Source organism: Bradyrhizobium sp. SZCCHNGR1005 (assembly GCF_032489995.1).
GTDB lineage: Bacteria > Pseudomonadota > Alphaproteobacteria > Rhizobiales > Xanthobacteraceae > Bradyrhizobium.
The window spans coordinates 1,149,692-1,170,637 of record NZ_JAUEZC010000003.1 but is presented as its reverse complement, the minus strand read 5'-3'; the positions used below and the strand labels follow the sequence as shown (position 1 = coordinate 1,170,637).

At 59.9% G+C, this 20,946-nt stretch carries 14 protein-coding genes; 7 read left to right on the top strand and 7 right to left on the bottom strand.

The window, feature by feature from the left end:
• The 4 genes from QXZ85_RS17825 to QXZ85_RS17810 form a co-directional block, all read left to right on the top strand.
• On the top strand, nt 1-2,275 hold a 2,275-nt coding region (locus QXZ85_RS17825), incomplete at its 5' end, for a polyketide synthase dehydratase domain-containing protein (RefSeq protein WP_315730367.1).
• A gap of 12 nt (nt 2,276-2,287) precedes the next feature.
• Nucleotides 2,288-3,640 (top strand): FAD-dependent oxidoreductase, encoded by a 1,353-nt coding sequence (locus QXZ85_RS17820; protein WP_315729206.1) that lies wholly within the window; start codon nt 2,288-2,290, stop codon nt 3,638-3,640.
• A 62-nt stretch (nt 3,641-3,702) separates the two neighbouring features.
• Nucleotides 3,703-4,170, top strand: a complete 468-nt coding sequence (locus QXZ85_RS17815; RefSeq protein ID WP_315729207.1) for a metallophosphoesterase family protein — start codon at nt 3,703-3,705, stop codon at nt 4,168-4,170.
• 330 nt (nt 4,171-4,500) lie between these two features.
• Entirely contained in the window at nt 4,501-5,298 is a 798-nt protein-coding gene (locus tag QXZ85_RS17810) for a 4'-phosphopantetheinyl transferase family protein (RefSeq protein WP_315729208.1), read from the top strand.
• 141 nt (nt 5,299-5,439) lie between these two features.
• On the opposite strand, the gene QXZ85_RS17805 is transcribed toward QXZ85_RS17810, so the two are convergent.
• The 5 genes from QXZ85_RS17805 to QXZ85_RS17785 form a co-directional block, all read right to left on the bottom strand.
• Entirely contained in the window at nt 5,440-6,693 is a 1,254-nt protein-coding gene (locus QXZ85_RS17805) for an MFS transporter (RefSeq protein ID WP_315729209.1), read from the bottom strand.
• A 1,033-nt stretch (nt 6,694-7,726) separates the two neighbouring features.
• Nucleotides 7,727-9,289 (bottom strand): E2 ligase fold family C protein, encoded by a 1,563-nt coding sequence (locus tag QXZ85_RS17800; RefSeq protein ID WP_315729210.1) that lies wholly within the window; start codon nt 9,287-9,289, stop codon nt 7,727-7,729.
• A 2-nt stretch (nt 9,290-9,291) separates the two neighbouring features.
• Nucleotides 9,292-9,780, bottom strand: a complete 489-nt coding sequence (locus QXZ85_RS17795) for a Mov34/MPN/PAD-1 family protein (protein ID WP_315729211.1) — start codon at nt 9,778-9,780, stop codon at nt 9,292-9,294.
• Nucleotides 9,777-10,385 (bottom strand): putative metal-binding protein, encoded by a 609-nt coding sequence (locus QXZ85_RS17790; RefSeq protein ID WP_315729212.1) that lies wholly within the window; start codon nt 10,383-10,385, stop codon nt 9,777-9,779. Before QXZ85_RS17790 ends, QXZ85_RS17795 begins: the two co-directional genes overlap by 4 nt.
• On the bottom strand, nt 10,363-10,848 hold the full coding sequence (locus tag QXZ85_RS17785) for a DUF2604 domain-containing protein (protein ID WP_315729213.1): 486 nt from the start codon (nt 10,846-10,848) through the stop codon (nt 10,363-10,365). The genes QXZ85_RS17790 and QXZ85_RS17785 overlap by 23 nt, the downstream gene beginning before the upstream one ends.
• Before the next feature lie 173 nt (nt 10,849-11,021).
• Here QXZ85_RS17785 and QXZ85_RS17780 point away from each other — a divergent pair, with 173 nt between their 5' ends.
• From QXZ85_RS17780 to QXZ85_RS17770, 3 genes are read left to right on the top strand one after another with little or no spacing between them, the layout of a single operon-like run.
• Nucleotides 11,022-11,354, top strand: coding sequence for a helix-turn-helix transcriptional regulator (locus tag QXZ85_RS17780; protein ID WP_315729214.1), 333 nt, complete (start codon nt 11,022-11,024; stop codon nt 11,352-11,354).
• Nucleotides 11,351-11,866: an ImmA/IrrE family metallo-endopeptidase gene (locus QXZ85_RS17775; RefSeq protein ID WP_315729215.1), complete on the top strand. Its 516-nt coding sequence runs from the start codon at nt 11,351-11,353 to the stop codon at nt 11,864-11,866. Before QXZ85_RS17780 ends, QXZ85_RS17775 begins: the two co-directional genes overlap by 4 nt.
• Nucleotides 11,867-11,879: 13 nt before the next feature.
• Complete coding sequence (locus QXZ85_RS17770; RefSeq protein WP_315729216.1) at nt 11,880-13,247, top strand: exonuclease domain-containing protein; 1,368 nt, start codon at nt 11,880-11,882, stop codon at nt 13,245-13,247.
• A 178-nt stretch (nt 13,248-13,425) separates the two neighbouring features.
• Here the strand turns inward: QXZ85_RS17770 and QXZ85_RS17765 are convergent, their stop codons facing one another.
• Nucleotides 13,426-14,775, bottom strand: coding sequence for a hypothetical protein (locus tag QXZ85_RS17765; protein WP_315729217.1), 1,350 nt, complete (start codon nt 14,773-14,775; stop codon nt 13,426-13,428).
• Entirely contained in the window at nt 14,772-20,798 is a 6,027-nt protein-coding gene (locus QXZ85_RS17760; protein WP_315729218.1) for an AAA domain-containing protein, read from the bottom strand. The genes QXZ85_RS17765 and QXZ85_RS17760 overlap by 4 nt, the downstream gene beginning before the upstream one ends.
• Between the last annotated feature and the right edge of the window lie 148 nt (nt 20,799-20,946).

The window sequence follows — 20,946 nt, the reverse complement described above, 5'->3', positions numbered from 1 at the left end:
GAAGGGTGTCTTTCCGAGCGGCGGTGCGCGCGTGGAGCTACCGACATATCCATGGCAGCGGCAGCGTTACTGGATGGAGCTTTCGACGTTGACGCCGCGCGCCGGTCAGGCAAAGGCGACGAAGTGCCATCCTCTGTTGGGCCTCCGCGTACCGCTGGCGTGCGCCGGTGCGGTGTATGAGACGGTTCTGTCGCGAACCGAGCAATCTTGGCTTTACGACCATCGGGTTGGCGGGCATGCGCTGCTGCCGGGCGCCGGCGTGGCGGAGTTGGTGCGCGCGGCGGGCGAACACAGCTTTGGCGAGCCGGCGGAGGTGCTTTCGCTGATGCTTCAGTCACCGCTGGTGTTGCCGGAAGATGGTGGTCAGCGGGCTCAGACCGTGGTGGTCGAGCAGGAGGGCCGTACGCAGGTGTCGGTCTACAGTCAGCCGGCGGAAGCGGCGGCGGAAACCGAGTGGACGCTGCACGCGACCGGCGAGGTGCGGCGGTCGAGCTCGGAAGGTGCCCCTCGCATCGATCTGGCAGCGGTGCGCGCGCGGTGCGCCGAGGGCACCGCGGCGGCGAAAGCCTACGAAGGATTTGCATCGATCGGGCTGGAATACGGCCCTGCGTTCCAGGGTCTGCAATCGCTCAGTCTTGGGACCAAGGAAGCGATCGCCGAGGTGTCGCTGCCGGAAGGAGTCGACGGCGCGGAGCGCTACGGCGTCCATCCGGCGTTGCTGGACGCGGCATTCCAGTCACTCTTCGAGATTGCTCCTACGTCGGCAGCGAACCTGCCCTTCACAATGGACAAGGTGACGGTCCATGTGCCCGGCGCCAGGGCGGCGACCGCATACGTGCGGATGCGACAGGAGGAGGTCAGTGCCGCAAGTTGCGAGGGCCTTACGTCGGACGTGATGCTGACGGATGCGCAAGGTCGTATCCTGGTTGAAGTGGCCGGTCTGCGCGGCCGCGCCTGCTGCACCACCGGCAGGAACACGACCACGTCACGATATGGTTCCGGGCCAGATAGCCGCCAAAATGTTCTTCTAAAGGTCATCTCCGAGGTCACCGGACTTTCGAAGGCGGATGTTCTGGATGTCGACGATTTCCAGAACCTTGGAATTGATTCCATCCTCCGTATTCAACTGGCGAACAGGGTTCTGGCGCTTTCTCCGCAAACCAAACTTCGGCCCGATGAAATCGTAGCAGTGCCAAGTTTTTCTGCGTTGCTTTCAGCGTTTGCTCTTGGCGAGAGTTATGAACCCGGCAGCAATTCAACTCACGACGATCGAAAGAATGTCATACCTGCCAACGAGCCGGCCGATGACGGAAGCGCATCCGGAGAAGCCGATCTCTACGACATTTTGACAGAGATTACAGGCGGACCCGAAAACGCCGTCTGTCGTTCATTGCGTGTCTCTGGCGATCGACCATTCACCGTGGCAGGAACTCTGGTAGTCGACGAAACTCACCCGTTTTTCTTTGATCATCCACTTGATCACGTTTCAGGTGTCCATCTGATCGAAGCGGTGAATCAGATATGCCGCGTTGCAAACAGCCTTGAAGGCGGCCGTAACCTGGCTCTCACGGCAGCAAAGTTTGCTTTCAACAGTTTCTGCGAGAAAAACATACCCACGGCCGTGCAGGTTTCCCTTGAAGGGGTGCAAGATGATACGCGCAACTATTCCTGCCTTGCCACGCAAGGTAGCAGAAAACTGCTGACGGGACACTGTTCGTTTTCTTCGATCAAGGAGTCAGAGCTTTCGAATCCCAAGTTCGCGGTGCAGAACTATCCGCTTTGCGGGAAAGCCGTCGTCAACAAGACTCACGAACAAAACGTCTTCATTTCGGAGTTGAGTACGCGAGCGGGCGGCATCGGTTGTTGGCTAAGACCCGTCGGCGACAACAGAACATTCAATTGTGCGCGGAAGGATCGTCTCATCGATGCTGCTTACCTGATTGAAGCTTGTCGCCAAAGTGCAAAGCTGTTTGCCGGTCGCTCAGGAGAGAACGACCCGCTCTGCAACGCCCCTGCTGCGAGCGGACCGCGCGAGGCGCTGGGTGTGCTCAAATCAATCGAGATCAGCATGCGGCGACCGGTCGGGATTCGGGATGCGGTATTTCTGGCGCCAGGCGAATCGACTGTAACGACTGCCGGAAATAACAGCCTGGTGGACTCCCGCTGCAATCTCTTCGTCGACGATGTTCAAATCGGATCGTTCGAAATGAGGGCTTTGCTTCTGAGCGCAAAAACTTATGCGAACTGGCGAGTGGCTGGTGCCAAGACGCCGTAAAGGAGAATTCAAGTGAAGCAAGCGATCGTTATTGGAGGCGGTATTTCCGGAATTGCCGCGGCAGCGCAACTCGTCGAGCGTGGGTTCGCGCCGTTGCTGTTAGAGTCAGAGTCGATGCTTGGCGGCCGAATCGGCACACAATTGCACGATAGGATGGAGACTGATCTGGGCGGCCGGAACTTCTCCATGGAGGACCGATACCTCTTGCAGCTCTTGCAATTCTTTGGTGATTGCGAATTAAGCGATTACCACTTTAATTCGGTGAGCGTCGGCGTTGGCCGGAGGTTCGATATGAGGAGAAGAGGAGGAGTGCTAACGAGAGCGAAGCGGCTCGTAGGCAATGCTATCAGCATTGGTCCATCGGCTCTCAGAAGACTCGCGAAAGTCGCGTCTGCCGCTACGCAGAAGCCGGGATCCGGACTCGTTTGCAGTCCCTACTGGACACATCTTGCCGGGCAGACGTCCGATCCGGTCGTGACCTCCTATTTCGGCGACGACGTTGCCAGCAAGATAATTCGGCCCTGGACACTGCGCATGATGGCCGCGGAGCCGGAGGAGGTATACCTCGGAAATCTTGGCCCATTGCTCGGGCGGAAACCGACGGCATATAAGAGAGTTAAGGGCGGCATGGGAGTGTTTCTCCGCGCCGCATCATCCCGGCTCAACGTGAAATTTGGCCACCGCGTGACCAATGTTTCCGTCGCGAGCAACCGCGTTGTTGGCGTCGAGGGCTTCACCAGCGATGGCTCCTCATTCAGCGAACCTGCCGACATCGTTATCTTGGCCACAAGCGCTCGCATTGCAGCGGATCTGCTTGAGTCATCAACAGCCGGGCTTGCTCGTACTCTTCGGCAAGTCACCTACTATCCTGTAGCGACCATCGTTGGCAAATATGACGATGTCCAGTTTGCTGGTGACATGAGCGGGCTTTTTCTGCCACGCGGCTACGCAGCATCCCATATTGCGCGATACGACGAGAATAGCCGGCTTCGCTTCTCTTTTGCGGGCGTAGCTGCTCGTAAAGCCATGGTTCAGCACTCCATAGAAGAACTGCTGGATCTGGGCGAAAGGACGTTTCGCGAGTTCGGCGGGAATTTGGGCAGGCGAACTTCGTTCACCGGGAAGAAATGGCAAACAGGCCTATGCGCCCATACGTGGCTTCACCATGAAACCGTCTCCTCTATTTCAGCACAATGCGAGCGTATCGAAGGCCTCGTGCTCACCGGCGACTACTTTCGCGGAAATTCACTCGAGGCTTGTGCGACTGCAGCTCACGAGGGCGTTGAACGCATTATTCCAGTTGCCAAGGATCGTCGCGTCAAAGGCCGAGACGATCTGGACCGAGCTTACTCGCCCGTAGTTTAGCGGGTTGATCCGGGATGCGAGAAATCCTTTCGGATATCCGTTGGTATCCGGCGGAGAAGCCAATGCGCGTTTTTGCAACCTCGGACCTGCACGTCGACTATGAGGAAAATCAGAGCTGGGTGCTCTCGATATCACAGCAGGAGTTCCGAACTGACATCCTGATAGTCGCTGGCGACGTTTCGGACTACCTGGATGCGGTTGCGATGACACTCAGTGCGCTGACGGCTCGCTTCCACAAGGTTCTCTACGTTCCCGGCAATCATGAGCTATGGGTCATGCGCGATCGCAAGCCCAAGTCCTCTTCGGAAAAGCTGCACGAGGTACTTGCCGTTGCGGAAAGCTGTGGGGCATCAACCAAGACCTTTCATTCTCAGAAGCTGGCAATTGTCCCGTTGCTTGGCTGGTATGATTACTCTTTCGGCGAACCCAGCGGCCGACTTGGCAGCTGTATGGATGGACTTCAGGAATTGCCGCTGGCCGCAGCACTTCCGCGCGCAGGAGATATCCTGTCTGCTCAGCTCTCTCAATGAACCGCTACCCACGATCTCCGGCAAGACGGTAATCTCCTTCTCTCATTTTCTTCCTCGTATCGATTTAATGCCGCAATCCATTCCTCTTCATTATCGTTACCTATACCCTGTCTTGGGCTCATACGCGCTTGAACGTCAATTGCGGCAAGTGGGGGCGACTTTGCACGTTTACGGACACAGCCACGTCAATCGTCGTGGCACGCTTGATGGGGTCGGCTACGTAAACAACGCGTTTGGATACCCCTTCGAAACCAGGATTGCGGCCAAGCGCCTCGTTTGTATCTACGACGAAGAGCTGCCAGAGCCGATATGCGTGGACCGAGTTGCTCCGTGACCATCTATTTGGATCAAAACGCAATTCACTTGTGGATGACGTCTTTCGATCAGATTGATGATGAGAACCTGTTGCGGCGCTACCAAACGCTGCTCAGTGATGAGGAACGGGAGCAACAGCGAAGGTTTCATTTTGAGATCGATAGGCGCTGCTATCTCGTAGCTCGAGCGCTCGTGCGAAGCGTGCTGTCTAGATATGAACCGGTAGCTCCACGGGATTGGCAGTTTACGGCGAACGCCTACGGACGCCCCGAGATTGCGGCAGTCCACGGCGAAGCTGCTCGCTTGCGTTTCAATATCTCTCACACGAACAGCTTGATCCTGATGGGTGTGGCCTGTCAGAGATGGCTCGGCGTCGACGTGGAAAACGATCGATTGCGCGAAGCACCGGTCGATGCCGCTCTAAGTTACTTTGCCGAACGAGAGGTTCAGGACCTCTACGCACTTCCGCCCACTAGGCAGAAGGAGCGCTTCTTTGAATACTGGACACTGAAGGAATCGTATATCAAAGCCCGAGGCAGGGGGCTGTCAATTCCACTAGACAGATTCTCTTTCGACTTTCCCAGCGATCAGCATGTTCGCTTGTCCGTTGATGAAAGCCTCTCGGACAGTGCATCGAGGTGGTGGGTGTGGCAGTTCCGTCTCCTAGACGATTATATCGGAGCCGTGTGTTCGGAACGTGACTCTGAGACAATCCCGCAGCTTCTGCTCCGCCACGTCATTCCTCTCGACCGGGAACGCAGTGTAAATCTTGACTGCCTACGATGCTCAAGTGAATTGATCAGATCATTCTAACCGGTCTTGCGCCATGCCGGTCGGGGGCCGTTGTGAAGTATCCTGTAATCTCGATCGAATTTCGGCCATTGAAGCAGACGGCTTCGGATGGTGGGAAGAGACGCCAAGGACGAAGTGGCGGGCGGCAGAAATGTTTGCGGTTCATCTCGGTCGTGCAAGTTCATCATCGACCTTTGGAACATTGAATGCCGGCGATGCCATCGCATGTTGCGGATCAACAACAGTTGTCGCAGAACCTGGTTTGTTCGTGTCTCCGATACGCGAGAAGATCAACAGCACGGCGAGCGTGATTACGGCTGATAATGCTCCGACCCAGCCGAGATCGCTTGCTGTCCCCCAAGAGAGGGTCAGTCCCCCCAACAGACTGCCTAGCGCCATACCGAAATACAGGGCAGAAGCGTTGAGAGAGAGCGCTATCACCGGTGCATCAGGCGAAGTCCTGACGAGATGCGCGTTCTGAGCGGGAGGGAATGCCCAAGCCGCGATGCCCCATGGCACCATGAGCGTCAGCAGGATGAAAGAAGAGTGTGGCGCCGGCCCGGTCTTTAATGTGAGCGAGATCGCGCCAAGGACGAGTATCGACAAGGTGAAGGCATAGGCGGTTGTTCTGGTCGAGCCGATCCGGTCGACCAGAATGCCGCCCAGGATGTTGCCCGCGGCTGCAGCGGATCCAAACAGGAAGAGAGCAAGACTGATCCCTCTCGCCTCAATACCAGCCGATGCGAATGCGGTCGACAGGTAGGGAAATACGATGTATCCGCCCGTCGCCCAAAGCACAGTAACCAAAAGTGCACGCAGGACTTTCCCGCGACCTGCGACGGCAAGACGCTGCCCCAGGCTTGCGGTTGTGCGCGGCAGACCGCGTGGCAGGCCGTAGGCGAGTCCAACTACCGCCAGCGCGCTAAGCCCTGCAATGAGTAGGAAGATCGAGCGCCAGCCGAGTTGATAGCCGATGAAGGTGCCGAACGGAACCCCAAGCGCGGTGGCGATCGTCAGGCCGGAACTGACGGTAGCGATGGCGCGCCCTCCATGCTTCGGCGCCGATACAGCAACGGCCACTGCATTCGCAGTGGGCATGAATAGACCCGCTGCGAGCGCCATCAGGACACGCGCCGCAGTGAGGTGACCGAAGTCAAGCGAGAAACCGGCCAAAATATTGGCCAGAGCAAAGCTGACGAGAGCAAGCAAGAGAACGGTTTTGCGATCGAAATTGCTGAACAGCACCGCCAGAACAGGCGAGCCGATCGCGTATGTCAGTGCGAATACTGTAGCGAGTTGCCCTGCGACTGCGGCCGAAATCCCGAGATCGGTAGACAGCAGATTTAGCAGTCCGGACAGCAGAAAGGTCTCGGTACCGATAGCGAAAGCCGATAGCGCCAACCAAAATAGAATCATTGGCAGACGTCCGGCTTTCGCAAAAGCAACCCGCGCCTGCGACATATGCAGATGTGGGTTGAAACTAGGTGGGCTTGTTGATGTGATTCGCGCGCCATCTTCTCGGGAGATCGTTGGATGTTTACCAACTGCGCGACTGTCTCATGGAAGGCGGTACGCATCTCGTCCTGTCTGTCGCCAATAGAGCTCTCCAAGGCAGCCCTTAATCTCGCGTAGATGTCAGGGCGTCTAATAAGGTACGTCCAGAGATTGCATATTTGCAACGATATTGTCGTTGTGCGTCGTCACCTTGGCGCCACATATCGAGCCAAACACCCGTGGCGCTCGGCATGGGACGGCTCTTGTCGGCGGAGCGAGATATTGAGGCTTCGGTGCGAACGTCCGCACCGCCGGGCCAAATATCAATGGCTGACTGCCGGACTTGCAGATGAATGTTGTGTGGCGTCGAACCCGCTTGTGCCTGTGCGGTTAGGTCCATATTGGCGGTACGCGCAACGCTACCGAGGTTATCGAAAGCCTTGATTTTTCTTCTGTTTTCGAGGCTCTCCAGAGAGAGCCTGAGAATCCATCCGTACCACCGCAATCATGGCTACCCTATCCATTTCAGCAGCCGTGCCCTCAAATCGGTGCGCTCGCTGCCTCGTCGTAAGGGCCCGCTTATGGGAAGATCGGACGAAAAAGACGCCACGAAGTATGCTTGAGCATTGTATCACCACCATCGCACTCGGGGGTGCGAGGGCTGCTCTTCCAACTCTCTGATTTTAGATGAGAATTTTGGAACCTTAACGAGAATCCCTCCCTCTCCGCCATAATAAAACGGCTTCGAGAAAGCCCCGTAAAATCGGATCGTACTGCACGCCAGAGGTCCATGGTGTAGCCCCAGGGTGTAGCCCCAAGGTCGATTTAACCTGCCATGGCGGGCAGCAAGTTTCAACGCTCCTGGAGTAGCGGGCTTAACGGGCATCATTTTCGGGCGCGTCATGAGCCGTTTCGCCCTCGCGTCTGGGCGTGGGAAGAGGAGAGGGCCGCCCGGTTAGCTTCCAAACGCCAACTTGTCCGATGCGGGCCGTGGATTCCGCGTCCCGTACTTTCGCCGATAGCAATCGAGAAAGTCCTGATCGCAACAGATGCAGCGACCGCTCGAATCCTTCGCCCGTGGATCGCCCAGGACTGGCGCGAGGGGACGCAGCAGATTGATCCGCGTCGTCGTGGTGGACGCGGCCGGCATGCCGGACGCGTGCTTCACAAGATCGGCAGCGAGCATGATCCCGCCGAGCGCCGACTGGAAGGCCATGGGCACGACGGCCGTGCCCGCGTTGGAGCCGCCGGTCAGGCCGACCATCAGGCCGCCGCAGATGGCGTTCTGATAGAACGTCCGCACAGGCTGACCGACGAATTTCTCCAAGGCCTCGAACGGGACGTCGAAGGCGGCGGCGACGCGCCGGACGAACGGCTCGGACACTGGTTGATGCGTCTGCAGCAGCACCCGGATTTCCTGGCGCGCGTTGGGGATCCTCAATTCCTCCGCCACACGTTCGTCTTCGTTCTTGACCGCGCCGGTCGGCAGGTACAGGCAGGCGAGGCATGCTCCGGCGCCCGTGAAGTCGTGTCGGGAGACGCCGAGGTCGACGTCCTGGGTCCAGGCGTTCACGATCCATTTGGGTAGCGACGCCTGCAGCGCGATGCGATCCTCGGCGGTGTCCAGCGCCACCGCGACCCGTTCGAAGGCGCGCTTGCGGCGACCGTCGACGTAGTCGCTCCATCGTCGGGGATGCGTTCTGACCTTCAGCGTGCTCTGGGTAAAGAACGCGCGGGCGAGCCGGACCTTCCGGCGACCGACGTCATCCTGCGTGGCCATGACGTAGCGCTGCAGGTTCGAAAGGTCGGCGTTCTCGTGATCGACCAGGTTGAGAACGCCGGCGAGACCTGGAACGCGTGACAATGCCCAGACTGCGCCGTTGCCGATCGCGCCGAGTCCGACGAGATAGGCGTCTCCCAGATCGCAGCGCTCCGGCAGCGTCGATGCGGCCCCAGGGTCCTGTCGATAGGTTGACAGCGACAGGTCGACCCTAGCGTCGAGATCGCCGCGGGGAAGCTGGTCCGCGAAGATCCTTCTGAAGACGTTGGCGGCTCCGAAGCATGCGGCAGCGCCGGCGCCGAAAGGATTCGTGGTCGGGCCGGATCCCACGGGCACATCCCGCGACAGCCGCGCGCGCCACCCGTCCGAGCCGATGTTGATGACGTCGAGCCCGGCCGCCGCGGTGTTGCCGACGTTGACGACGGTGCAGGCGCCTGCGACCTCGTCCGGCAGGTCGATCTGGTCGTTGATGCTGCGCGCGAGCTGTCGCAGACGAGCTGCGTATTCGCCGGCCGCGGACCCGACCGAATGGACGGCCAGCATCGGATAGAGCCGGGCGAGGAGTCGCACCGACAGGTCGAGAGTGGCGCGACCTTCCGGCGAGTTGACGGCGGCATCGTCGAAGGACAATGCGACGGCGTGCGCCGACAGGCGATCCTTGAAATCCTCCAGCCGGAAGTTCGCGAGGACCTGCGAGGCGGCCGTGGCGCTTCTGTCGAAGAAATTGGCGAAGGCCATGGCTACTCCACGATGGTGATCATGCGGGCGGCCTGCGATGTGGGGATTCCGCGCCACGCGCCGGAAGCATCCAGCCGGTACGAGGCGAGCCGGTCGATCGCGAACGGGCCGGTCGCGAAGTCGGGCATCACCAGCGAGAAGCAGCCTACCGTGGTCGCGACGGCGTATCGGTCGTCAGTGCCGGAATGGTAAGCTCGGCCCGGATGACTGTGGATCTGGGCGATCAGCGAGAGCTTCTTGCGGTAGAGCCAGACGTTCAACCGATGCAGTTCCTCGGGCCCGGTGATCACGCAGACGCCGTCCTCGGTGCGCATGTGTTTCTGGGCGGGAATGACCGCTTCCTCGACGGTGAACGTGTCGCCGGCCTGCCGGCCTGCCCATAGACCGAGACCTTCGAAGCCGTCTCGTCCGACTTTACGCATGTGGGCGTGGACCGCGTCGACGCAGCTACGCGGCACCCGGACCGAGCGGACGTCGGCGAGCCGCATCATTCCCGAAACGCCTGCGGATTGGCTCCCAGTGCGAGCGTAGTGGCCTGCACCGGGATCTGGAACGTCGACAGCGGCTCGACGCCGTAGGTCCAGATCTTGTCCAGGATGAAGGCCAAGGAGCCTTCGCCAGAAGCGCGATGCAGAAGCCATGAATCACCGGTATGGGCGGGGTTGTCGTGATATTCGCGGATGCCCGGCAGGCAGATGAAGGGATGGTCGTCGGGGCCGTTGAACTGCACGATGTTGGTGACGGGGACGGTGCCTTGCTGCAGCATCGCCGCGAACATTTCGGGCGGCATGCTCTGCCGCCGCAGCATGGAGAAGTTGAGGTCGCGCGCGACCAACAGCTCGCGCGTGAACGGGTCCACAAAGCGGACCGACGGCGGCCGCAAGTCGTAGTCGGTGAAGTCGATCAGGACCGCTGCGACGATCGGGAAGGGGCGCAGTTTCGGCACCGCGAAAGCGATGCAGACCTCGGGGAATGCGGCGTCGAGAAGGAGCCACCCCCGCCTGCGGTAGGCGGCCTCCATCTTCCGGTACGCAGCGATCTCGCGATCGAACTTAGCTCGCGAGATCGCGGGATCAACGACCTGAGGCGTCCGCACCTGCAGCTCCCGCCTTGAGGCTGAGGAAGAGCGTGATCTCTTTGCCGAAGTGATACTCGCCGACGCGCTTGTCGGGATCGAGCACCGTGCCGGCCTCGTCCTTGATCTCCCAGTTCTCCGGCGGCTGCGCTAGGTTCTGGGTCTCGGTCAGGGCGCGCTGGCGGACCTCGGACAGCCTCTCTTGCTCGGTTGCTTCGATCGTAACGGGCTGGCCGTTGACGACCATGGTGATCTTGACGACATCGCCGTGGTGGTGACCGTGGTCGTCCCCGCCATGGTCATGGCCGCCGTGGTGATCGCGCTCGCGGCGGGCTTCTTCCTTGAGCTCATGTGCCTGGTGCTCGAGGTCATGGGCATGCTCCTCGATCGAGTGGGCGGTATCTTCCAGCCTCTCTGCCTCCAGTTCGAGTTCCTTCGCCTCGCGGTCGAGCCGGTCGGCATCCTTCTTCTCGTGATCGCGCATGATCGATTCCTTATTCCGCGGGCGCCGGAATCGGTCACCCACTAGGCCGTTAGCTTAGTCGGGTTTCTGTGAAAGAGTCGCAAAGCTTAACATTAATTATTCGTAATGTTTCTATTAAACACAAATATGTTTGTGTGGTTGACGCGCGAATCGAATTGGGATTCTCTCGTGCTATGGCTGATTTGGAGATTTACAGGATTGTGGGTGCCCGCCTCGCTGCGCAGAGGAAAAAGCTGCGCCTGAAGCAGTCAGAGGTCGCCGACCGGATCGGTCTCAAGAGGGCCTCGTTAGCGAACATCGAGCGGGGGCGCCAGAAGCTCATGCTCCATCAAATCTACAAACTAGCCGCGGCACTTGAGGTCGAGTCGATCACCGACCTCGTGCCGAGCAATTTCTCGCTTGAGCAGGCTAGCGGCCCGCTGATGATCGAGGGCAGCGACGTGAGCGAGGCGCAGCGGGCGCAGATTGAGCAATACATTAGACGGACGGGCGGGGGCCGGACATGAACGAGCTGGAAGAGGCGAGAGCGAGTGCGCGGGCCCTAGTCAACAAACTCGGACTGAAGGCGCCTCCAGTCCCGGTGGAGAAGCTCGCGAAGGCAGTGGGAGCTCGTGTGGAGTACGCGCCTTTCGACGACGAACTGTCGGGAATGGCGTTCATTCGCGACGGTAAACCCGTCATAGGAGTCAATTCGAACCATCATCCGAATCGACAGCGCTTTACCATCGCGCACGAACTGGCCCACGTGGTGTTGCATCGATCAAAGCTGGACGCGACAGTGCTGATCGACAAGGGCCAGAATTTCCTTCCACGCGACTCCGTCTCCGCCGAGGGTATCGATCCGTTCGAAAGGCAGGCGAACGCGTTCGCTTCCGAACTATTGATGCCGGAGCGGCTCGTACGACAAGTTCTGTCGGAGTCGTCTCGCGACATACAGGATGATGAGTACCTTATCAGCATTGCAAAGCGCTTCCGCGTCAGCCTTGCCGCGCTGCAGTTCAGGCTCGGAAGACTCTAAGGCGACATCCGTCGTGGCCTTCATCCTATACGACCTCGAAACTTCGGGTCTGAGCAAGCGCTTCGACCAGATCCTCCAATTCGCCGCTGTCAGGACCGACCCCGATCTCGTCGAGACTCACCGGTTCGAGACGAAGTCGCGTCTGATGCCGCACGTCGTACCGTCGCCACAGGCGTTGCTCGTCACCGGTCATACCTTCGACGACGCGAACAGCCTTTCGAGGCAGTCGCACTATTCAATGGTGTGTGAGGTTGCGAATACCCTTGCTTCCTGGTGCTCCGCGACGTTCCTTGGATACAACTCGATTCGCTTCGACGAGGAATTCCTGCGGCAAGCATTCTACCAATGCCTGCATCCGGTCTTCTTGACCAATACGAATGGCAACGCCCGCGCCGACGTCCTCAATCTGATGCGAGCCGCGACGACCCTATATCCCTCCGTGGTTCATGTCGGCTTTGAGCCCGACGGGCGTCCCACTCATCGTCTCGGCGCCGTCGCCGCGGCGAACGGCATCGTATCGCACAAGGTGCACGACGCCGCGGCCGACGTCGATGCCATGCTCGGGTTGTGCAGACTGGTGCGCGCCGGCGCGCCCGATCTCTGGTCGACGTTCCTGCGTTTCTCGACGAAGGTCGCGGTGCTCGACTTCGTCCGTGACGAGGAGGCGTTCGCCTATTTCGACTACTTCGGGCGCCCTCAGGTGATGCACTTCCTGACCAGGGTCGGCATCAGCCCGAACGACGCGAACTCGCACTACTGCCTGGATCTCGCCTGCGACATCGACGCGCTGCGCAGACTCAACGATGGCGAACTCGCGGCCCGCATGACAGTGGAACCCCGTCCCATCCGGCGGCTGAAGGTCAACGCCTCGCCACTCCTATACCCGTTGTGGGACATCGATGCTGAACGCTTTCACGATCTGACGGAAGACGAGTGTGCGCGGCGAGCATCTTCAGTTCGTAACGATCCCGAATTCATGGCCGCGCTCACCCGTGCAGCCGCGACCCTCGATCTTGCTTATCCGCCTTCCGATCATGTCGAAGAGCAGATTTACGGCGGTACCTTCATTTCCGACGCGGACGCCGAGTTGTGCCGTCAATTTCACGGCGTTCCATGGGAGGCGAGGCCTGACATAGTCCATCGTTTCCAAGATGTGCGCCTGAAGCGACTGGGGCGCCGGCTGATCTATTTCGAGAGTCCGCATCTGCTCGACGAAGCGCAGCGACGCGTGATTGCGGACGATATCGCCGCACGGCGGCGTGGAGAAGGGAAATATGCCTCCCCACCCTGGATGACCATTGCGGCCGCTCTGTCAGAGCTCGAGTCGATCCAAAGCGGGGTGACCGATGCGTTCAAGAGGCCATTTTACGAGCTTCGATAGGCCGTCGCCGTGTGCTCTTCCCCGCCAGATAAGCCCTGGGTTCTGCCGCTGGCCCCGAGTTGCAGAAGGCCGGTCTCCAGTGATTCTAGACAGGTCCGAATCGGTTCGAATTAGCAAAGTCGCTAAAGCGTTCCCGTAGAAAGCGAAAATCTCCTGGTTGACTATAGGGCGCTCGAATCTATTGCCGGCTAAGATGTCGTGTCCCAGCAAGGCCAACATCCGCCGGATGGGCAAGGTCCGCAACCACCTTGAGAGGATATTGCCCAACCGGGCGGGCGCTTTCGATGGAGACATTTCCTCCCGCTTTCGCGACCAGCGACTGCAGGCGTTCGAACTCTCCGCACCAGATCGTTTCCATGTCCTTATCCCTTCCGGCGTCACGTGGATCGGCAGGATTCCCAAGACCGACCGTTCTCACCTGCATAACGTCAGTTTGCGATCCGCCCGATAGCTCAACCCCATATCCGGGATTAGCGTGCTTTCGGAGAACGACCCGACCGCCCGAAACCCAAGCCGTCATCATCCCCTCGGAGACTTCATAACCGAGGCTCGCGAGCCCCTCCAAGACGGCGCGTCGCCGCTCCTCCGCGGCCATGGAGCGGACTTCGGCCTCGATCAGGAGGTCGGCGCGTTTGACGAGTTCCCGATCGTTGGCGCCGGATTCAGCAAGGGCCCGCTCGATCTCGGCGCGCAGCGCGGCTGCTTGGGCCGATTTCATCTCCGACAGTTCGGCATGCCGTTCAGCAAGATCCCGCTCGAGGCGCGCGCGCTCGCGCCCGGTCTTGATCGCAGAGTTGAGATCGAGGAGCAGGCTGTCGGCAACGAGGGCCTGCCGGGCGCGCGGCTCGGCCTCGAGAGCCGCGATGCGGGCGGAAAAAGGACTCGGATCAATCCCAAGGCCAGCAAGCTCCCCGAGGAATTTGTCCACCTTCAAAAGCGCCTGATCGTCGTTTGTGCCGGTTTGCTGGGAAGTCCACTCCTCGAGCGTGATACGACGGTCGCCGGCACCGAGCCGGTCGGCGAGCGCCCGCTGACGCTCGGTGATAGCTCCGGACCCGTCCGTTGGTTGAAGCAGGATCAGCCCCTTGCTGACCGCCATGTTGAGGCTTTCGACGGACGCCGCCGGGGTCGTAAGCTCGCGTCGAAGGTCGACCGGAATTTTGATACGGGAAGTCTCGAATGTCGTGAGCAGTGCCTGGGCGGCGGACTTGGCACGTCTTAGATCGCCCTTGCGCCTCGCTTCAGATTCTGCGGCCTTCTCCGCACGTCGCTCGGTATCGGCGTTCAAATATGAAATCTCGGCTGCGACCTGCTTCTGGAGGTCTGTGAACCTCTCAGTGTCGAGCATACGGCGGATTTCGTCGCGTCGAGCGATAACCCGATCGATATCGGACTGATCGATCCTCCCGTTGCGCTTGCAGGTCGAAGTCCAAATTTCGATGGCCGCGTCCAGGCGCGCCAAGTTGCGGCGGCAGATTGAGATGATTTCCGCGCGGGTGACTATCCGGAAGGCTTTCGGACCACTCATTGGTATCCTCCTCCGTTATGCAGGGCGTTTTCGACGGCTTTCTTAAGGCGCTGACGCTCTTCAACCCCGGAATGGGTCCACGCGTAGGACGAGACCCGGTGAATGAACGGGACCGCTCCATTCAGAACCTTCGGTCGCCAGACCTCGCGCGCTCGGGCTCTTTGGAGCAACAAGTGCCGCGGAGCGTCGCACTCTACGCCGAGCGCATACAAACCCGTGCGAGGATCGGTGATCGCGAAATCGAGGCTGAACGCGCCACCGTCGCGCGCCCTGGCCGGCTTCCATCCACTGGTCTCCAGAAATTTCTCGACGGATTTCGTGAAGCCATCGTCCACGTCGCTTTCATATTCGTGATCCGCGCTCTTTTCCGTAACGAGACGTTCGAGCAAGGTCCTGCCGGAATCCGCCGATCCCTCCGAAATTGTGCGGGCGTATTCGAGGTAAGCCTGCAGATAGTCACGCGGTACACGCGGTCCGCTGCGCCGGGTCAGGAGGTCGGAAATCTCGGATACCGGCATGGACGTGACGATTACGACCTTTTCCCTCGCCCTGGTCACGGCCACGTTCAAGCGTCGTTCGCCGCCGGCATGACCGAGTGCCCCAAAGCTCTTGCGAAAGACGCCATGCTCGCTCCGTCCGAAGGTGGTCGAGAACACGATGATGTCGCGTTCGTCGCCCTGAACGTTCTCCACGTTCTTGACGAAGAAGCCCATATCCTCGCCGCCTTCGACGCGCTCGCGTTCCCGCATCAAGGCATCGCGAAACGCTTCATCGTTTTCTGCGCGCTCTTCCAGCGCATCCTCGATTGCGTCCGCCTGCTTGCGATTGAATGTCACGACACTGACTGATGGCGGCTTAGCGTTCTTCCAGAGGCCGCTGAGATACTCCATCACATCGGAGGCTTCCTTGGGATTGGTCTGGTTCTTGTAGATGCCGTCCGAACGGAGAACCTCGATAGGCTTGATCCTCCGGATCGTTTCGTCGGGGTGGCGAACCGGCACGCTGAGTCCGTTCGCATAGAACGAAGCGTTCGAAAACGAGATGAGCTCGCGGTATTTCGAACGATAGTGGACCTGCAGGGTTCTGCTTTGCAGGGCGGAGCGCGCAAGCTGGAGCAGGTCGGGACAATCCTTGATCTCCCGCCGATTCCACGTTTCCGCGAAGGCTTCTCGTTCCTCTTCGGTCGCTTCCTCCTCCGGCTCCTCGCCATCGAAGATTGCCGCTTCGTCGTTCTCAACCTTGCTCGCGAAGAATGTCGTGGGCGGCATTTGCTTCTCGTCGCCGCTCACGATCACGATCTTGCTCCGGAATAGCGATGGCAACGCATATTCCACCGGCATCTGGGAGGCTTCGTCGAAAATGACGGTATCGAACGTGCCGGGACGCGCTTGCAGCACGCGGCTCGCGATGTCGGGTGTCATCGGCCAAACCGGTCGCAGCGCGAAAAGACCAAGTGGAGCGGCTTTCTCGATGAACTCTCGAAGTCGCAACGCCCTCGGTCCGCGAAGTCGAGTGATCGGTTCCCACTCTCGCGTTGGGCGGACGCGGCTGACATCGATGCCGTGGATCAGAAGCTCCCTGTTGCAATCCCTGATCTGCGCGTCGGCTTCGGCAAGCGACGTCACCTTCGCTTCGACCGCTCCGCTATCGAGGAGGACCTCCGGATTGGCAGCTTCCATCGCGCTCTTCCAGGCCAGCCGCGCCTCCCGTCCGATGGTTGCACGGATGCAAGAATCAAGATCGCCGGTACCGATCGGCGAGAGTTCAGCTTCCTTCGAGCGAAGAGTGCGGAAGATAGCGCGTTCCTTGTCGCCGAGACGAACGGAGCGGAGCCGAAATTCCTGGTAGGGCACCAGCATTGGTAACGCTTGGAGTATTTCGGCGAGGGCGGCCTCGTTTGACCGGCCGCCGTCGATCGTCGCGCGTCGCGATTCGATCCAACCCGCGTCAATATATCGGGCAAGATCATCCAGCGCCGCATGGCTTTGCTGCCGGACATCCTGTCTTCTGAGGGCACGATCTACCCTCCCGAAGAACCAGTGGATCCCTTCAACCTTCCCGGTCATGGCTGCCCGGTCGAGCTCAGCCCGGTCGGGGCAGTCGTCGATGACGGTCACGAGGGTGTGGACGGCCGCAAGTATCGAATGCAGGTTCCTGGACAATTCGGCGAGTTTGCCGGGAGCAACGTCGTGATCGGGAGCCTTGCCGAAAAGCGCGGTGAGATATCCGGCCAACTGCGTTCTCAGCGGCCTGAGCACCAACTCCAGTTCGGCCCCGCGATGGAACGACGAGATGGCTCGGTCGTCGTTGGCAAAACTCATTTTCGTCAGCAGAGCGCGAAGACGACGTTTTCGAAACCAACGCATGGGATTGATCATTGCCAATCCCTTCGCTGGCTGGAGTACCGCTGCCGCCATTTCCGAAGTGGATCTTAGCTCGTCGTCGGGGACTCCCACCAGTTTCCGAATCTGCTCCGGCTGGTGGGCCGATGGATCAAGCGAAGCGAGGCGTTCCTCAAGCCAAACGAGGCCGGCGAGCATATTCGTGCCCTTGGACCCGCCGCCCTCGGGACTTCTGAACATAGGAAGCCAGCGTCCGAGATTGGCGCAGACGCCCTCGCTGATCGAGCGAAGCTTTTCGGCCGTCCGAAGCCATTGTCTAAAGGCGTCAAAATCTGAAATCTTCAACGAGTCCGCGGTCTCCGCTTCCGCTTTCTCGCGTCCTGCTTCCAAGTCCGAGAAGGCACGAAGGGATGTACCGAACTCCTCCGCCGTTCCGCGGTCCGGGTTGAAGACCTTGAGAGAGGATAGGGGATTGCCCTCGAATTTGGCCGGAAGCCAATATCTCGCAAGAGGTCCGCAATTCTCCTCAAGTGTTGCGATGTCTGACGGACGCAAATCCGATAGTAGCGAACGAAGCGCCGGCGCATCGATTGGCTTCGGCTCGTTTTCCTCGATGGCCAGGAGTTCGCCGAGCAATGACCGGTAGGTCAATCCCGTCCGATTTTCGACTTCGTGTAAGGCTGCCTGTTGACGATCGAGTTCCGCTTCGAGCAAGTCGATGCGAGCCGCCAATCGTTCACGATCGCGCTTCCAGGCTGGCGAGCCGCCCGCGGGACGACCATGCAGGGCTTCGACCTGAGAACGGATCGAGCCGACGATAGCCTCGCGATCTCGCGTCGCATCCGTGATCATGACGAACCGGTCACCAAGCCGCTCTCTTTCGAGGCGCTTCCTGACGACGTCGATTGCGGGTTGCTTCTGGCAAATCACAAGCAGCGATTTGCCCCTGCCGATCGCGTCCGCCACCATATTGACGATGGTTTGGCTTTTGCCCGTCCCTGGTGGCCCCTCAATGACGAGACCTGGCGCCTGTCGAGCTTCGATCACCGCCGCTTCCTGGGAGGGATCGCTGTCGGCCGTAAAGTAGCGATCGATCTCCCGTACCGGGGCCGGCGTCGGCGGCGCCGACTTTTGATCCGTGAGGCGGAGTGCTGCTTCAAGCGCGGTCGCCGTGGGCGGCATTCCTCTCAAGAGCTGGAGATCCTTCATGACCGCCTGCCCCATAAAGGCAAGATGGAACAGCACGGCTGCCGGCACGACTTGGCGTTCGTGCGAGCCGACCTTCACGTCCTTCCCGGGAAGGGGTGTCAACTCGCTCCCCATCGGTGTGGCGAGCTGGCTGAACGCGTCCATCACATCCTGGGCCGTAAGACTGCCGCGGGTGAGCAGCTCGTCCGCCGCTTCCTGCCATCGTCTTGCTTCGGGAACTCCCACCATGCCTTCGAGGGCTGGGTTGACTACGACGTGTTCGGCTTCCATCTCGGCGTTCTTTTCGCGTCCGTACCCGATCGTAACATGACCGCGGTTTCCAACTTCGGGCGACACGCTGACTGGCCAGAGCAGCACGGGCGCGATCCTCGGCTTCGTGTTCGGCTTCCCGTCTCGCATGAGGAGGAACGGAAATCCCATGTATAGACCGTCGATCCCGGTATCTCGCTTGTAGAGCAGTGCATGCGAATGGAGAGACCGCAGTCTGCGTTCCAGTCCCTCGTTCTCGGAAAACGCGGCAGGATCGACGTTTACTCCTCGACCCGCTCTGACCAAAAGAAGACTAAGGATTTCCGATCCCGGCAGTCGCGGCGTACTCAACTCGGTCAGATCTATTCTCGCGGTTTTGCCGATGAGCATCCGCGTCAGCGGCCCGCGCAGTACGCCGCCTGATATTCTCTTCGCGAAAAAATCTAGAATGGTCGAAACGTAGCCTTGCTTGGGAAGCGGTTTCCACGTGTCTTTCGGAACCGTAAGAAGTGCGAGTGCCCGACCGATCCGCATGCGTCGGTCAAGACGAAATTCGTCGGCCCATTCATCGATTGTCGAAATCCCGCACCTGGCGAAATTCTGTACACGCTCGTCGACGGCCTGGTAGATTTCACGACGAGACCGCGCGAGTTGCGCCGCAGCCTCCTCCTTCGAAAAGGTGCTCAAGCCTGCCGATGAAGCCTGCTTGGCTGCCTCCTCGATCACCTCCTCCACCGAGCGGAATTGGCTCGGCGATGCGCTGAGGAGAATTATCAGATCCTCTTCGGCCGACTGTCGCCGCTCCACGAGCGACAGGATGCCCGAATGGTCGGTGTCGGGAAGCAGCCTCCGCTTCTCCTCCCACAGAGCCGACAAGCGGGCCATCGAGGTCGAGAGGAGGTGCACGCGAAGCAGGTCCTCCTCGACTTCGATATCGAGTTGTTCCAGGCGCCTCCGGACAGTTTCGGTGCGCAGTTTCAGGCGCCAAAGCAAATCGTCCGCATCGACCTTTCGAAGAAGATCTGGAGCCGGGCCAGTGATGAGGCTGAAGCCGTCGTTGGGATGATCGAGCAGCCAGCCTGGGGTAACAATGTTTCCCCGGACGATCAAAGGCATGGACGGGTTCAGTGTCTTCAACGAGATCGATAACTTCAGATCTTCGTTCAGTTCCTCGACCCGTGCGAACTGTCGCAGCGCCGCGGGCACTTTGGCATCGAAGCCCGCCTCCGTAGCCCAGGTTGCCACCGCTCCTCGCAGTAGAAGGCCTCTTGCCTCATCCCAGTTGGATGCTTCGGCAGCGGCAAGAGCGAACGAGCCGGCCGACTTGTACTGCTTGCCGCCGAGCGTGATGGATGCCCGACTCTCCGCTTCGCCGGCTTTTTGTCGTGCAGGCGCCGACACTGCTTCGCCCGCCAGCCAGGCCTGAACTTCCGTCCATTGCCACCGCTGACGGCGATCACTTGCGAGAAGTCCTCGAAGAAGCAGGTCCATGGGAGGATCCAGATTCTCCGGCAACGGGACGCCGTTCGTCAGTACATGGATCAGGAAAGCCTGCTCGTTGATGCCTTCGAAGCAGGCTCCTGCGGTGATCCGCTCTAGCAGGATCATCCCCAGGCTCCACCAGTCCGAAGCTGCCGCTACGCCGCCCGCAATGGCTTCAGGCGCCATGTAGCGGGTCGTTTCAAGCGGAGAGGCGATGTCGAGATCGAATTCCGAGAGTCGTGCGGAGCCAAAGCTGCCGATAGCGAGGTCGAGCGGATCCCGGGAGCGGACGAAAATGGTGGAAGGACGGAGGTCTCTGTGGCGCAGGCCTGCCTCGGTCAGCGAATGTACGGCTCGGGCAAGTTCGCTGATGAACCTCTCAAGTGCCGTCCGATCGCCGACATCCAGCGACAGATCCGCGATAGTGCCGCCTGGGAATTCTTCTACGACCTCATAAGCGCGCTCGCACCATCGACCGATCGCGATTATCTCCGCGACGTGATCGCGCGGAAGTTTTCGCAGCAGATCGTAGATCGCTCCGTCCGGTTCGGACGCGGTCGCATATAGCGTAAGCACTCCGCGACGTCCGCTGGAGTCCTGCACGGCCGTATAGCGTTCACGAACTGTACTTGACGACTCGATCCTGTCGAGGAGACGCCAGCTGTCGATGATTGTCTCGATCTGCGATGGTTCGGTATCTGGCCCGGGTTGTGGAGTAGGCGATGCCGGTTCGTCGAGCATTTCCCCGCAGCTACTGCAGATGAGATCGCCCAGCGAATTGGCGTGCCCGTTGCGACAAGTCGGATTGGATGGCGTTGGCGCGGGAGGGACAGGTGCAGGTTGCAGCCGGCCGGATGGCGTCACATCGACCGACGACAGATCCCATCCG